9 protein-coding genes and 1 tRNA gene are annotated in these 14,985 nt (G+C 66.6%); 4 read left to right on the plus strand and 6 right to left on the minus strand.

The window, feature by feature from the left end:
* Position 1: 1 nt before the first annotated feature.
* Both WFH00_RS05785 and WFH00_RS05790 read right to left on the minus strand, forming a co-directional pair.
* Positions 2-1,573, minus strand: coding sequence for a hypothetical protein (locus tag WFH00_RS05785; RefSeq protein ID WP_336659714.1), 1,572 nt, complete (start codon positions 1,571-1,573; stop codon positions 2-4).
* Positions 1,543-2,613, minus strand: coding sequence for an ABC transporter ATP-binding protein (locus WFH00_RS05790; protein WP_442918801.1), 1,071 nt, complete (start codon positions 2,611-2,613; stop codon positions 1,543-1,545). Before WFH00_RS05790 ends, WFH00_RS05785 begins: the two co-directional genes overlap by 31 nt.
* Positions 2,614-2,711: 98 nt before the next feature.
* Here WFH00_RS05790 and WFH00_RS05795 point away from each other — a divergent pair, with 98 nt between their 5' ends.
* Positions 2,712-3,500: an ABC transporter permease gene (locus tag WFH00_RS05795; RefSeq protein WP_336659716.1), complete on the plus strand. Its 789-nt coding sequence runs from the start codon at positions 2,712-2,714 to the stop codon at positions 3,498-3,500.
* A 46-nt stretch (positions 3,501-3,546) separates the two neighbouring features.
* Complete coding sequence (locus WFH00_RS05800; RefSeq protein WP_336659755.1) at positions 3,547-4,272, plus strand: ABC transporter ATP-binding protein; 726 nt, start codon at positions 3,547-3,549, stop codon at positions 4,270-4,272.
* Here WFH00_RS05800 and WFH00_RS05805 read toward each other — a convergent pair.
* Positions 4,269-5,555: a CDP-glycerol glycerophosphotransferase family protein gene (locus WFH00_RS05805; RefSeq protein ID WP_336659717.1), complete on the minus strand. Its 1,287-nt coding sequence runs from the start codon at positions 5,553-5,555 to the stop codon at positions 4,269-4,271. The genes WFH00_RS05800 and WFH00_RS05805 overlap by 4 nt on opposite strands.
* Before the next feature lie 79 nt (positions 5,556-5,634).
* Here WFH00_RS05805 and WFH00_RS05810 point away from each other — a divergent pair, with 79 nt between their 5' ends.
* On the plus strand, positions 5,635-6,675 hold the full coding sequence (locus WFH00_RS05810; protein ID WP_336659718.1) for a glycosyltransferase family 2 protein: 1,041 nt from the start codon (positions 5,635-5,637) through the stop codon (positions 6,673-6,675).
* Here the strand turns inward: WFH00_RS05810 and WFH00_RS05815 are convergent.
* The 3 genes from WFH00_RS05815 to WFH00_RS05825 all read right to left on the minus strand — a co-directional run bounded on the left by WFH00_RS05815 (position 6,672) and on the right by WFH00_RS05825 (position 14,404).
* The gene (locus tag WFH00_RS05815; protein WP_336659719.1) at positions 6,672-9,104 is read right to left on the minus strand and encodes a CDP-glycerol glycerophosphotransferase family protein; all 2,433 of its coding nucleotides are present in this window, start codon (positions 9,102-9,104) and stop codon (positions 6,672-6,674) included. The genes WFH00_RS05810 and WFH00_RS05815 overlap by 4 nt on opposite strands.
* A 121-nt stretch (positions 9,105-9,225) precedes the next feature.
* The gene (locus tag WFH00_RS05820) at positions 9,226-10,902 is read right to left on the minus strand and encodes a S1C family serine protease (RefSeq protein ID WP_336659720.1); all 1,677 of its coding nucleotides are present in this window, start codon (positions 10,900-10,902) and stop codon (positions 9,226-9,228) included.
* Between the two features lie 202 nt (positions 10,903-11,104).
* Positions 11,105-14,404: a hypothetical protein gene (locus tag WFH00_RS05825; protein ID WP_336659721.1), complete on the minus strand. Its 3,300-nt coding sequence runs from the start codon at positions 14,402-14,404 to the stop codon at positions 11,105-11,107.
* A 264-nt stretch (positions 14,405-14,668) separates the two neighbouring features.
* Here WFH00_RS05825 and WFH00_RS05830 point away from each other — a divergent pair.
* Positions 14,669-14,742: transfer RNA gene (locus WFH00_RS05830), tRNA-Met, on the plus strand.
* The last annotated feature ends 243 nt before the right edge of the window (positions 14,743-14,985 follow it).

Raw genomic sequence — 14,985 nt, forward strand, 5'->3', positions numbered from 1 at the left:
GCTAGTCGAACACCTGGGCCACCGCGATGAGCTCGGGGCCGCTCCGGTCGAAGAGCCACCCGCCGATGAGCACACCGAGGATCAGCACGACGATCCCGTAGCCGATGCCGATTGCCAGCGCGGCGATGTTCGGCCCGAACTCGACATCGATGATCGCCTGCACCGCGAACCACACGGGTGGCAGAGCGAGCACCAAAGCAAGGATCATCGAGAGCGTCTGCGCGAGCCCCGATCCCGAACCCGACCACTGCGGCTGCACGAACGGGCTGTCACCGGGCCGAGTGGCGGGGTACGGTGTCAATACGGAGAAGACGCACGCAACCGCGCAGGCGACGAGCAGCACGCCGATGTTCATGCCGATGACCGCGGGCAGCACCCGCCAGTCCCCGACGATCGTCACCGTGATGCTCGAACCGATAACGGCGAGCGGCACGCCCATCATGAGCACCGGAGCGAGGCGTCCCGCCCGGTCCGCGCGGCCCCGGGTGCCGCTGGCCACGTGCTCCCAGATCGCCGTCGAATCCATGGCGACATCGTTGTGCTGCGACCACCCGAGCAGCAGCAGGATCACCGGGAGCGGCACGAGCGCAAGCGCCCGCAGGTCCGCGCCGGCGACCCAAAAGGCCACGAGCATCAGGATCGGCGCGAGCGGGATCGCGAAGAGCGCCACGCGATAACGCGGATCGCGCGACCAGTACGTGAGTTCGCGGGCAGCGATCACTTGCGCGGGCGTGGCGGCGAAGCGCTCGAACCATCCCAGCCCGACGCGAGCGGTACCCGGCGAGATCGGCCGCTCGATGCTGCGATTGGCCAGAGCCACGAGCGGGAACCAGATCGCGAGCAACACAAGGATCGCCCCGCCGAGCAGCCCCAGCGACGTGAGAGCAGCGTCGCCATCACCGGCAGCGGCCTGCTGAATCGCCGCGAACGGAGCTCCGAAGGGAGTCAGAGCGAGAACATCGGCAGCTCCCGCGGCCGTTTGCGCGCCCCCCGCGCCCAAGACGCTCTCACCCGCGAACACGGCGAGCGGTAGGAGCGCAACCACCAGCACGACGCCGACGGTGCGAAGCGCACCCGCGTACCGCTCGCCCGCGAGCAACCGCGAAATCAGGGCAGTGACGCGAGCACTGCAGATTGCAAGCACCGCCGCGAGCACGAGGGCTGACGGAACCATGGCTCCCGCTGCGCCCCACTCCGGGCGGAGCACCGCCAGCGCAAGCAGCCACAGTACGAGGAGCACGAACGACCAGGTGAGCACCGAGGAAAGGAGGAGCGATGCTCCGACCGAACCCGCGCCCGAGGGAAACTGCGCGAACTGGCGCGGCTCAAGCATGCGACGGTTCTCGAAGAACGGAACGATGAAGACCGCGGCGAGCAGGCTTCCGCCGATGATGACGTCAGCAACGGCGCGCTGCCCAACGTCATCGAGCAGCGTGCGGGGCGCTGCGGCGAGCAGCAGCGCGAGCGCCGCGAGGACGAGATACCCGACCGTGGTGCGAAGTGCCCGGCCGAACGAGCCGCGGAAGCCTCCGCCGAGAAGGGCTACTCGGAGTCGGAAGAGCCGGACAACCACTCGAGCCCCTTCCTTGCTTCGCTCTGACCCGTGAGCTGCACAAACCGCTCCTCGAGGCTCATGCCATCGCGCACGGCGTCAACCGTTCCCTGCGCTATGACGCTGCCGTCGACGATGATCGACACGTGATCGCAGACGCGCTGAATGAGGTCGAGGCTGTGGCTCGACATCACGACGCTGCCACCACCCGCGACGTACTTCTCGAGAATGTCGGTGACGTTCGCGGCGGAAACCGGGTCGATCGCTTCGAACGGCTCGTCGAGCACGAGCACCTCGGGTGCGTGGATCATCGAGCACGCGAGAGCGATCTTTTTCTGCATTCCCGCGGAGTAATCCGAGACGAGTCGACCGAGCGCCGACTCGAGCCCGAACGCTTCGGAGAGCTCTGCGGTGCGTTCAGCTACGGCGGCCTCCTTCACCCCGTGCAACACGCCGCTGTAATACAGCAACTGAGCCCCCGTGAGCCGGTCGAAGAGCCGCAGTCGGTCAGGCAGCGTGCCGATCAAACGCTTGGCAGCGGGGCCGTCGGTCCAAACATCGACTCCCCCGACCGTCACGCGTCCCGACGTGGGACGCAGCAGCCCGCTGATCATGGAGAGGGTCGTGGTCTTACCCGCGCCGTTCGGCCCGACGAAACCCGTGAACGACCCGGCGTGCACATCGAGCGAGACGTCGCCCGCTGCGACCACGGAACCGTAGGTCTTGGTCAGCATCTCGGTACGCAGCACGACCGGATTCTGCTCGGCGATACGACCGCGCTCGCGAGCCCGCACGACGGAGGGCACGGGCACCTCGACACGGCCGGTGCGCTGCGATCGCGTCTCCGCCGCGGGCTCTTCCTTGCTCGACGCGGGTTGCGCTTCCGGCTCGGCGTCAGCGGCGGGTTCGAATGAGCCGCTGCCGGGGCGAACCGGTGCATTTTGCGCACCGACGGATCGGCTCGATCGCACTCGAGACGCCGCGCCGGCGCTGGCGCTTCGGTCTCCCGTTGCCGCCGGTTCGCCGGGCGTCGACCCCCCTCGGGGATCGGGCGCGGGCATGGCTGACGGAGTTACGGGCGGCACGGCATCTAATTTAGCAAAGTATTCCGAGCAGTCGTCTGGCGACCGCGCGCTCGAGAACGCGGCAGAATAGCCGTGTGACTTCTGCACCCCGCCAGCTATCCCGACGCGCGAGCGCCTGGTCGACGCTGTGGCTTCTCACCAAGCGCGATCTGAAGGTGCGGTACTCGACCTCTCTGCTCGGATACGTGTGGTCGATCCTCGATCCGCTGCTCATGAGCCTTATCTACTGGTTCGTCTTCACACAGGTGTTCGACCGCACGGTCGGCGAGCAGCCCTACATCGTCTTCCTCCTCACCGCCATGCTGCCGTGGGTCTGGGTCAACGGCTCAATCTCGGATGCCTCGAAGGCATTCCAGCGCGACCTGAAACTCGTGCGCTCGGTATCTCTGCCGCGCTGGATCTGGGTCGGTCATCTCGTCTGCTCGAAGGGCATCGAGTTCTTGCTGAGCCTGCCCGTACTCGCGATTTTCGCGATCGCGACCGGTGCGCGTGTCGGCTGGGGGCTCGCGTTGCTGCCCGTCGCGGTCATCCTGCTCGCGACGCTCGTTCTCGGCGTCGGACTCATCATCGCTCCGCTCACCGTCTACTTCCGGGATTTGGAGCGCGCCACGAAGCTCGTGCTGCGCGTGCTCTTCTACGCCTCGCCCATCATCTACGGCGCTTCGGACCTCCCCGAGTTCGCGCAGCCGATCGCCTGGTTGAACCCGCTTTCAGGCATTTTCGCCATGTTCCGCGCTGGGTTCTTCCCGGATCAGATCAACTGGGCGCTCATGGGCGTGTCGGCGCTGATCACCTTGGTGTTCCTCGGAGTCGGCATTCTCGTCTTCCGCCGCACCATCGGCGGCGTGTTGAAGGAGCTCTAACGTGTCCAGCAACTCTCACGAGGCGTCCGTCGCGACAACGGATCACATCATCTCCGCGACGGGCCTCGGCGTTCGTTTCCGCAGGAACCGCGGTTCCCGGCGCAACTTCAAGGACCTCTTCGCCGGGCGCAAGCGCCGCAGCCGACCGGGCGAATTCTGGGCGCTCCGGGATATCTCCTTCGATGTGCGCCCGGGCGAGGCCATCGGCGTGGTCGGCCGCAACGGCCAGGGCAAGTCGACGCTCTTGAAGCTCGTCGCCGGCGTGCTGTTCCCCGACGAGGGCCGAGTGCGCGTGAACGCCGGGGTCGCCCCGCTGATCGAGATCACCGGCGGTTTCGTCGGCGACCTGACCGTACGGGACAACGTGTGGCTGATGGCCGGCCTGCACGGCCTGCGCCGCGCGGAGATCGCCGCGCGTTTTGATGAGATCATCGGCTTCGCGGGCGCGGAGGACGTCACGGACACCCCGTTCAAGCACCTCTCGAGCGGCATGAAGGTGCGCGTCGCCTTCTCCGTGATCTCTCAGCTCGACGAGCCGGTGCTCCTGGTCGACGAGGTGCTCGCGGTCGGCGACAAGGCGTTCCGCGCGAAGTGCTACGGCCGCATCGAGGAGCTCCTCGCCGAGGGCAAGACGCTGTTCATGGTGTCGCACAACGAGCGCGACCTTCGGACCTTCTGCACGCGTGGTCTCTACCTCGATCGAGGCAAGCTGGTGCTCGACGGGCCCATCGACGATGTGGTGGATCGCTACAACGCCGACCACCCCGCCTAATCGAGCGGTTCCGCCTCCTGCAGCGGCTCCCCTGCCTGGCGCGGTTCCCCGGCTCGGCGCGCTTCGTTCGACCTGTGCAGGTCGGCACGCGCCAGGAGATCCGCAATCGCCGCATGGAAACGACGCGTCGGAGCGCCCGGAGATGTATCGCCGAAGTAGTGCTGGGACCAGGTCACAAGGCGCTCGCGTGCGGTGTCGTCCCCAATGACGCGATCGAGCACGGCCGCGATGTCGAGTGTCTCACCAGCGTCGAGCCACTCGCACACGCTCAGGTAACCGCCCTCGTCGACCACGGCCTCGGGCGATGTCGGCCGCGTGACCATGAGCGGCTTCCCGGTGGCGAGGCGGTCGTACACCATTGCGGAGATGTCGCAGATCGCGACATCCGGGAGGCTGAGCTGCCAGTTGATCGCGGGGCTCGTGTCGTAGACGTGCTGGGCTCGCGGGTCCTCCCGATTCGCCTCCTCAAGCATGGCGACGATACGCGCGTTCGCGGCACCGAAGTCGCTGTCGACGACGCCGCTGCGCGGGTGGGGGCGATAGACGACGCGGTGGCGACCGGTCGCGAGCAGCTGCCGCACCAGCGTCTCGCCGTGCGAGGCGATGGACCCGTAGCTCGCGGCGGGTCGGTCCCCCTCCCACGTCGGTGCGTAGAGTACGACGGTGCGCTCATCAGGGGTGAAGGGAGGCTCGCCGACGAGGTGGTCCGCCTGGGGACGACCGATCGGGATCGTGCGCGCCTCGACGTCGTACTCCCACAGCGCTCGTGACAGCCGTTCGCGAGCCGCATCACCCGCGACGTACGCGAAATCGTACGCCTTGTGCTGATTGCTCGTCATATACATCTTGTCGCTCTCGCCGTGATTCACGAACACGTGGAAGCGACGCCCGTAGCGCATCATCTGAAAGTTGCGCGTGTTCTGATTCACGTAGAGCACCACGTCGAGTCGCTGGGAGGCGACCGTGCGCTCAAGGTCGGTCACCCGCTGCACGAACTCCACATCGAGCCCGCTCTCCCGCATGAGTGCGCTCGCGCCGGCAGCGTTACGCGCGAGCACGAGCACCGGCCACTGCTCGGAGAGCTTTCGAAGCGGCGCGTACCACTGGCGCATCTGATATATGTTGACGTCGCTATCCGCGAAGTACACGCCGATGCGGAAGTGATCGGCCGGGAGCTCGCCGCGCTGCTGCATCAATTGCCGTACCGAAAAGTACGCCCGACGACCCTTGAGCACGCGCTTTCCCAAGCGGATCGCGCGCTTCGCATCCTTCGCCAACTGCATCCGCCCAGTTTAAACGGTGCATGCTGCGTGGCGGCTTGGGGCGGTGCGGGAGGATCGGGCGGTGTGGGAGGATCGACGGGTGACGCTTCCACCCCTTCCAGAGTTCCCCGCGGTCACGTACGTCATGCCGGTGCTCAACGAGGAGGACTCCCTCGAGCGGGCTGTGCTCACGATCCTCGAGCAGGACTACCCCGGCGAAAAGGAACTCGTGCTCGCCCTCGGCCCCTCGCGCGACGCAAGCGACAAGATCGCTGAGAGGCTCGCGGCCGGCGAAGAGCGGGTGCGGATCGTGCGCAACCCGGACCGCGACATCCCCGCCGGGCTGAACCGCGCAATCGCAGCTGGTCGATATGACGTCATCGTGCGGGTCGACGCGCATTCCGAGCTCACGCCCGACTACACGCGTCGCGGAGTCGAAGCGCTGCGGCAGCACGGCGTTGCGAACGTCGGAGGAATCATGCGTGCCGCGGGTGCGGGGCGGGTGCAGCGCGCGATCGCGCGCGGGTACAACAGCCCCTTCGGTCTTGGCGGCGGTGCCTATCACGGCGATGGCGAGCCTGGCCCCGCGGAGTCGGCGTACCTCGGCATTTTTCGTCGCGAGGCGGTCGAGGCGGTCGGCGGCTACGATCCCTCGATCCTCCGCGGGGAGGACTGGGAGCTGAATCTGCGGCTGCGTCGCGCGGGCTATCTCGTGTGGTTCGAACCCGCACTCGCCGTAACCTACTGGCCCCGCGCCAGCTTCGGAGATCTCGCGCGACAGTTCTTCGCGACCGGCAACTGGCGCGCGGTGCTGGTGCGGCGTTATGGCCGCGCGAACCCGTGGCGCTTTTTCATGCCCGGGGCACTCGTGCTCGGCCTCGCCCTGAGCTGCGTCGCCCTGATCCTGCTCGTCCTCCGCATACTGCCCTGGGCGTCGCTCTGGTCTCTCCTGCTCGTTCCCGCAGCGGCGTACCTGCTCGGGATCGCCTTGGCGACACTGCAGATCCGCGATCAGCGGGGCCGCAGGGATCGGCTCCTCACCGCAGTCGCGCTCGTCACGATGCACGTGACGTGGGGCACCGGCTTCCTACGTGGCATCGTGCTCGGTGGCGGGCGGGTCGTCGACCGCTCGCGCGTCTAGGTCCCGCTCCCGCTCGGCAGAGCTCCCCGCTCGACGAGCGCGTCGACCACTCGCTCCGCGGCGCGTCCATCATCGTGCGGAACGAAGCGCTCGCGCCAGGCAGCGTAATCCTCGGAGTACGGCACCCCTGCACGTGCCACCTCGATCAGTTCGTCCGCAGTCCGTACAAGCGGACCGGGGGCGCTCGCCTCGAAGTCGAAGGTGAAGCCGCGCTCGCGATCCCGGTAGTCCTCGAGATCGGGCACGTAGAACGCCATCGGCACCGCCGCGACCGCGGCATCGAACATCGTCGACGAATAGTCGGTGACGAAAAGGTCGGCTGCGAGCAGCATGTCGTTCACATCGGGATGGTGCGACGCGTCGATGATCCGCCCGCTCCCGATGGGCAGACCGACTCCCCCGAGCGCACCCACGCGCGTGTGCCCTCTCGTCACCACCACCCAGGGGTCGTCTGCGGTATCGAGCCTGGCCGCGAGGTCTGCGACGTCGAGGAGGTCGGGAGCGGCGGCCGCGCCGCGTCGCGTTTCGCGCCATGTCGGTGCGTAGGCCAATACGCGCGCGCGCTCAGGGATGCTCAGCGTGCGCCTCGCGGCCGCCTGCAGAATGCTGATGCGTTCCGGCCCGCTGGGTGACGGCACAGTCGCCCGTGCGAGCCGGTCGTCACGCGGGTATCCGGTTTCGAGGATCTCTCCACGGTAGGCGTAGCTCGCGCGGAACTGCTCCGTCGAGTGGGGGTTTTGCGAGAGCAGCGCGCTCCACCGCCGGCTCTCCCGGCGCGTCGCGATCCGCGTCTGCAGTCCAGTCTTCGGACGGGTCAGCGCCAGGTGTTTCAGCATCGTTCCGTGCCAAGTCTGCAGCACGAACTGGCGGCGGCCTCGTGTGAAGCCGAAGCGGAGCCAATCGTTCACGACGAGCAGCCTCGCAAGCTTCCGCGCCGCGAACCAATCGGAGCCACCGACCAGCAGAGGTGTCGCTCCCTCCGGCACCTCGATGCGCTCGGAGGTAACGCTCCAATACCGCGGTAGCTCAGGGTAGCGCCGGGCGATTTCCCCGTCGATCGCGAGCGGGTTGCAGCTCACCTGCCGCCCCTCGAAGCTTTCGAAGAACACACCCTCGGAGACGCGCTCTGCTGCGGGGAGGGCAAGGCGGCGGATCTCCGCGAGCACGCGCGCCGCGGCCCCGCCGGCGGGAACATCGTGGAAGCGCGCGGCGAGCTCGCGGGCGTCTGCCTCCGCCTGTCGCGTCGCGGCGCCGCCGGCAAGCACAGCGTCAAGCCTCTCGATCGACTCGGACCACGTGCGCTGGATGCGGCCCGCGGACGTGATCTCGAGCGGCTCGTACAGGCCCCGCGAGAGCGAATACTCCATAAGGTCGGGCGCGAACCACACGATGGGGCGAGCGAGGAGCGCGAAATCGATCGCGATGGATGAGTAGTCGGTGATGACGGCGTCGAACGCACCGAGCAGCGGCGTGATATCGGGGGCGAGTGACGCCGGGAGAGTATGCACCCGTGACCCGGCGAGATCGACGGGCGCGGCGTCGTCGGCGTCCGACTGACTCGTGCCGAACACCGCGTCGTAGGCTCCGCTCCCCATGGGGTGCGACCGAATCACGAGACGCGCGCCGTTCGCCGCGAGCCACGCGGATATCGCCATGGCCTCTTCCGGGGTCGGCACCACCGGATCCGCCGCCCCGTCGCGCCACGTCGGCGCATACAGCACGAGGCGCTCGCGCCCGCTCGCCGTTTCATCCGCGGGGAGTTCGAGGAGCTCGCGCACGCGAAGCCGCGCGGCTTCGGCGAGCGTGCGATCCCGAGCCTGCGCTGCGACGATGTCGTCGCGCGGGTCACCGAGGGCTTGCACGCGTCCGGGCAGCACCCCATTCGCCGATCGCACGCGCTCCGCAACCGTGACGGAGGCGGTGACGTAGAGCTGCACGCGCTCCGCGCCCAGACGGTAGATGCGTCGCAGGATCGACTTCGCGAAACCCGGTCCGTCGGTGGACCGCGCGAGGTGGTGGTGCAAGCGCTTGAGCGGCACCCCGTGACCGAGATGAGTGATCGACGCTCCGGCGATCCCGAATCGATTCACGTCGCCGTACCCGTGCGTGATCACGATGTTACCGGCCGTGAGCGTCGCGACGAACCCGGCCCAGCTCGAGCGACGTACCGCGGTGAAGCCCTCGGCCTCCGCAAGCTCTGCTTCCGCGTCGTCGGCCACGGTCCAGAAGATTTCGGCATCGGGATCACTCGCACGAAGCACCCGAGCAACTGCGAGGGCACCCTCGCCGACGCCGACCCAGCTCCCGAAAACCCACCGGCTCGCGCGCCTCGGCACGAACCACGAGGCGAGTACCGAGATCGCGTAGGTCGCGAGTGTGACGAAGCGGGCGAATGCGGCCTGCATCGGGCTTTTGGGGGCGGCGCTCATCGTCACCACTGTACGACATGGCGGCGAGTCGAAGTCGCGCCGCTGTCAGGTGCAGCATCGCCCTCGCGCAACTGCGTCGCGGGCGACACCCCCGAAGGGGTGACCCGCGACGCAGTTCGCGTTACCACTCGAGCGTGCCGAGCGTGGCTTCCGTTTCGCCGGCTTCGCCGCCTCGCGTGTAGGAGATCTTCACGGTGCTGCCCCCCGCGTGCCCGCGGATCAGAGCCGAGACCGAGGTCCCATCAACCGCAGCGACACCATCGATCGCCGTAATGACGTCGCCCGCGCGCAGGCCCGCCTTGTCAGCAGCCCCGCCCTTCGAGACGTCCACGAGCAGCCCGCCCGCGTGGTTCGCGTCCTCGTCGGTGTCCTGCGACGAGTCTGCGACCGACGCGCCGAGCAGGCCGTGCGACGGCTGCTCCCCGTCGATGATGGCATCGGCGACTCGGGTCACGAGATTCGCGGGAATCGCGAAGCCGAGGCCGACGCTGCCAGCGGTCTCGCCGGAGGTCGAAGTCGAAGCGATTGCAACGTTAATGCCGATCAGTTCGCCGTTGCCGTTCAGCAGGGCGCCGCCCGAGTTGCCCGGGTTGATCGAAGCGTCCGTCTGAATTACCGGGAGCGTCACGGTACCAGAGGTGGACGGCTCCTGCTGTTGTCCCTGCTGGCCCTGCTCATCGGGAAGGCCGAAGCGGAAGTCCCAGGGGAATCCCCCGCCACCATCTCCGCCGTTTCCGCCGTCATCATCTTGGCCCTGATCGCCCTCGATAAGTGGACTTCCGACCGAGATCCCACGGTTGAGCGCACTGACCACACCGCTGGTGACCGTATTCGCAAGGTTGAGCGGCGCGCCAATCGCTACAGTCAAGTCACCCACATCGATCTTGTCCGAGTCCGCGACCTTCACGGCTGGGAGATCCGTCGCGTCGATCTTGACGACCGCGAGATCCGAGTACGGGTCGACGTTGACGAGCTCGCCGGCGAAGATGCGACCGTCGCTCAGCTTCACTCGGATCTTTGCGTCGCTCATCGCGGCCCCGTCGAGCGTCACCACGTGCGCGTTGGTGATGATGTACCCGTCTTCACGGTAAATCACGCCGGATCCGGAACCGCTCGCACTCGCTCCAGCGACCTCCAACGTCACGACGCTCGGTGTCGCGACCGCCGCCACACCCGAGATCGCCGTCGCATTCTCCGCGTTATTGAGCGTGATCGCGCCGCTTCCGTCGGACGACGCGGTGCTCGTCTGATCGGCGTTGGCCGACACCACGGCAGCGACGCCGCCACCCGTGACGCCGCCGAGCAGCGCGCCGATCGCGAGACCCGCGAGCAGTGCGCCGGTGCGGTTCTTCCCGCCGGACGCCCCGGATCGTTGATCGGTTGTGGGCCCTGCCGGCGGGAGGAAGGATCCGTGCCCAGCGTTGTGGGCCGGTTGCGCCCCCTCCTGCGCTGGAGCTCCGTAGGCGAACTGCTGGTGAGGCTGCTGCTGGAACGCTGCGGTCTGCGCGTGAGGATCGGCGCTTCCGGCGCTCTGCGGCGTCGCCCCGTACGGGTACTGGGTGTTTGCGTGGAACTCCTGCGAGAGCGGCGCGGCGTTGCCCGTCGGCGCAGAGCGGAACACGTTTTCGGGCAGCGGCGTCGTCGGGTGCCGCGCTGTCGTCTCCGCTGCTGATGTACCCGCGGTGTTCGTCACGTTCTCCGTGCCGTACGCCGCGGTGCTGGCCTCCTGCTGGGAACGGTCATTGTTGCCCGGGGTGATGATACGACCGTCTTGGTCGTACTCGGGGGTGGTGCTCATGGGGGCTCCCTTCTCGTACCATCAGCATGGACCCCCAGTCTATGAATTGCATTTGGGCGTTCTGCAGACGGGCTGCAAGTTGCTGCTCGATGCCGCGCCTGGGTTCACTGGAGACCTCAGCTGGGAAGATGCGCCGCTGCGCGGTGTCCGGGGTGCGCATTGGCTCCCCGGACACCGCTATGTCCGCGCATGTCAACGCGGGTCAGCGCATGTCGAGACAGTCCCTCACCACGCCATTCGTGCGGCGCCTCACTTTCAGGCTGATCGCGAAGACGAGAGTGCCGAGTGCGCCCGCGCCGACGCCACCCCAGAGCCACAGACCGAGGTCCGGTGCTCCGGTGTGCGCGAGCGGAGACGCTCCCACCGCGCGCACCTCAAACCGCTCGCTCGGCTCGCCGCACTTCCCAGAAGCGACAGGGTGCTCCTCGCCGTCGGCGATCATCACGAGCGTCTCGACGAACCCGCCGATGCCCAGGTGCTCGGGCGTCGTCGTCACCTTCCGCGACTCATAGCTCCCGGGCCCGGGAACCCGAGTGCCCTCCGCGTCGGAGAGGTCACGCAGCTCGTCTTCGGGTGCACACGTCTCACGTCCGTCCGCGTCCCGCCGGAAAGCCGCGAAGCGCACGCGGAACTCTACGTCCTCTGCCTCGGGGAAAGCACCGTCGACGATGGCCGTGTCATACATCTGCTCTCCCAACTCCACGGACCCCGCCGACTCCGTTCGCACAGTCGGCCGCTGGAGCGTCGTCGTTTCTTCGGGAAGACCGCAGTCGCCTGTATGCAGCCGACGTTCCGTGGTTCCTTCCCAGAGCGACAGCGTCTCCACCCACCAGATGGTTTCTCCGTATTCCGGGAGCGCGCGAACCTCCGGCGAAACCACCTCGCCGGCTGCCGAAACCACGACAGGCTCGGTCGTGAAAAGCAGGTTCTCGTCGGTGCAGGTCGCATTGTCTGTTCCTGTCAGGGTTGCATCGCCGCGGTATCCGCGGAACACGATCCGATGTTCGGTGCCCTGGCGATCCGTCAGCGACCCTGTCACTTCTGCAGTGTCACTCATGACATCACCGATAGTCACGAAGCTCGCCGCCTGTGTCGTCACGTCCGGAGTGGTGACGAAGGTGGTTTCATGATCAAGCCCGCACTCGCCTACGTGCATAGGAGTACGTGACTCTCCTTGGATCAGCCAGAGCGTCTCCACCCACCACACGCGCCCCGCCCATTCAGGTTCTGCGATCGCCGCCGGCGAGGCAACCGAGCCGGGCCCGGTCACGGGCACCGCCTCCGTTTCAAAGAGCTGGTTCTCGTCACGGCACACTGCCGCTGTCGCTTCCATCGCCCCAGCCGCAGCGTCCTCCTTCGGAGCGTCGATCGGTTCAGTGTCTGCCAGATAACCCGCGAACGTCAGCTCCCACCGCGCTCCCGCGTTCTCAGCGATTCCGCCGCTCACGAGAGCCGTGTCGGTGAATTCACCTCCGACGGGAACACTCTCTGTCGCTTGGGTCTCCACCAGGGGCCGTTCAACGATCGTCGTCTCGGTGTCGAGCCCGCACGCTCCTCGGTGAATCACTCTCGGGCCCTGTGGCGTCTCAAGTCTGAGCGTTTCCACCCACCACACTTTCTCGCCGTGCGACGGCGTTGCTACGAAGCCCGGTGAGCGCACTTCGCCAGTCCCCTCCACTGGCACGGCCTGACTTCGAAACACAATGTTTTCGGGTGTGCATCTGGGCTCCGGCGCGGGTTCGTATATGGGGCTGATATGCAAAACGTCCTCGTGCGCGCGCTCGGGAGTGTGTTCCGGAGCCCGATAAGCCTCAAAGACGAGCGAGTACTCCGCCTCGGGTGACAATTCCCCCGAGACAATAGCAACGTCATACAGCTCGTCGCCGAGCACGGCTGAGGAGAGCGCGCGAGTTTCGACTGCTGGCTGCCCGATCTTTGTCGTTTCATTCGCGACTCCGCATTTTCCCTCATGCACCACCGTCTCACCGGACGAAACCCGTTCCACCCAGTGCAGGGTTCCAGCCGACTTCACCACGGTGGTACCGGAGCTCACCGTGCCAGGCTTCGTCACTTCGATCTTCGAGGACTCAAACACCGGTTGCGCGAGACACCTCTCCTGCTTCGACATCGGTTCCACTTCCTCCGCGCTCCAGCGCAGCGGATCCTGACGCCGTTCCATCACCGGTTCCCGACCTTGGGCGTACACCGGTGCACCGGCTGCATCGACCCGGGGCGTCCCATCATCGTTCAGGAGTTGCACCGGGTACGCGCGCCCGTCGCTCGTAGTGCCAGATGTGGCGACCCCATTCGCGTCGCGGCTCGGAATCGGCACGCCGGCCGCGTCGGTGATCGGCGAACCGTCTGCGTTCGCCCACCACTCTGACCAGAGGAGTTCGCCCGTCTCGGGATTCTCCGCCTGCGCTTCGTAGGGTTCCCCGAGGATCGGGTCCCAGTGCTCATCGAACTTGATCTCGCCCGCTTCAGGCTCAAGGTAGGCGGTGAATGTAACGGAGGCGTCCCGCCACATATCGATTCTTGTGCCCTCAACTTCTTCTACGATCAGCGAGTCTGACACTGCCCCTCCGATGATCGCGGACGCCTGCGCGCGAGACGACGCTGCGGGTGGCGCAAGCGGGGGCGGCAGCTCGTGTTTAACTACTGCGAACCGACCAGTGAGCGCAGAATGCTGCGAACTTCCGGTCGCGACCGCGACCCGCTGGCCGACTCCGCCCGCACTCGTGGACGTGTTGTAGATGTCGAGGAGTGCTTCCCAGCCGCGCTTGCCCTTGACGCTCCATGACCCGCTCACCTGCAGCGACTCCGCGCCTTCTTGCGCCCGAATCAAGAGATCCCCGGCGGCAGAGTCAGCGATCCGCGCGGTCTTCTCTCCATTCGCTTCGAAGGTGCCTCCGACAAGAGACAGCGAGCTTGTTCCCGCGGGGTAGCTGACCCGGAACCTCCCGCTCGTCTCCGAACCGACAGGGGCCAATGTGAGTGGAGTCGTAATTGCTTTCGGTTTGGTCGGCGCGGTGGCGTTCTTCCGGGCATCGTCGTAGAGCTTGTCGGAATCTGTCAGAAGCTTGACCCCCTTCGAGGAGCCTTCGAGGAGTGAAACGACGCGGTCGAGCGTTGCGTTCCCTGGACGAAAGCGCTCACGCATCCGCCAGATCGTCAGCTGCACTGCGGCGGCGTCCCACGCATCGCCCGATTGGCCGTACTCGTCGATGAGGTAGTTCATTTGCCGGATGCCGCTGGTCTCTTCGAATTGCGGGAACATTCCGGCGCGACCGAGCAGGTAGTTGAGCCGTCCCGCCTCCGAGATCACTCCCGACGGTTCACCCATCGAGATCTCAACGCAATAGGCGCGCTTACCGTTCGGAAGGACATAATTCGAGATCTCGACCCCGCCGGCAAAGGTCACGACCTCTCCTCGCGGAATGGCTTCGGCGGCCGGAGCGAACAAGCTCGTTCCTGTAGCGAGGAGCAGCGTCACGAGTAACACACCAAGCGCTCCTCGTCGCTTTCTCTCCACGCGTCTCGCACGGGGCGATTGGGCGTGTGCTACGCCCGCCCGCGTCAGCTTCCGGATCAACATCTCGACTCCTCTCGGTACCGCGTGGGAGAACCGCTCTGCGGCACGCGGAAGCCGGAGAGCGTGCTGAGATCCTCGCCGCTCGCGCTATACCGGCGCCCTCGCTATCCACAGCGGCCATTCCGGGTCCGATTTGTGCGGGCGAAAGCGCCGTGCTAGAGTCATATCTTGTGCCGCGGGGTGGAGCAGTTCGGTAGCTCGCCGGGCTCATAACCCGGAGGTCGTGGGTTCAAATCCCGCCCCCGCAACGAAGAGAAAAGCCCTCGATCGGAAATTACTTCCGGTCGAGGGCTTTTCACTTGTTATGCCGCAGTTGGGTTCGACTGGGCTCCTGACATCAAGTTCAGGTATGAAACGCAGAAAATCTCGCCGAACGTTGAAGGCTGTGAACGCATCATGTCTCGATGCACGCGAAGGGGCCCGGGGCCCCCCGCCAGAGTCGCGGGCCCCGCCCCATCCGACCCCCCCAAAAAAACCCACGGAGCCCGCCA

Origin of the sequence: Leucobacter sp. USHLN153, from assembly GCF_037145615.1 — a bacterium.
Lineage (GTDB): Bacteria > Actinomycetota > Actinomycetes > Actinomycetales > Microbacteriaceae > Leucobacter.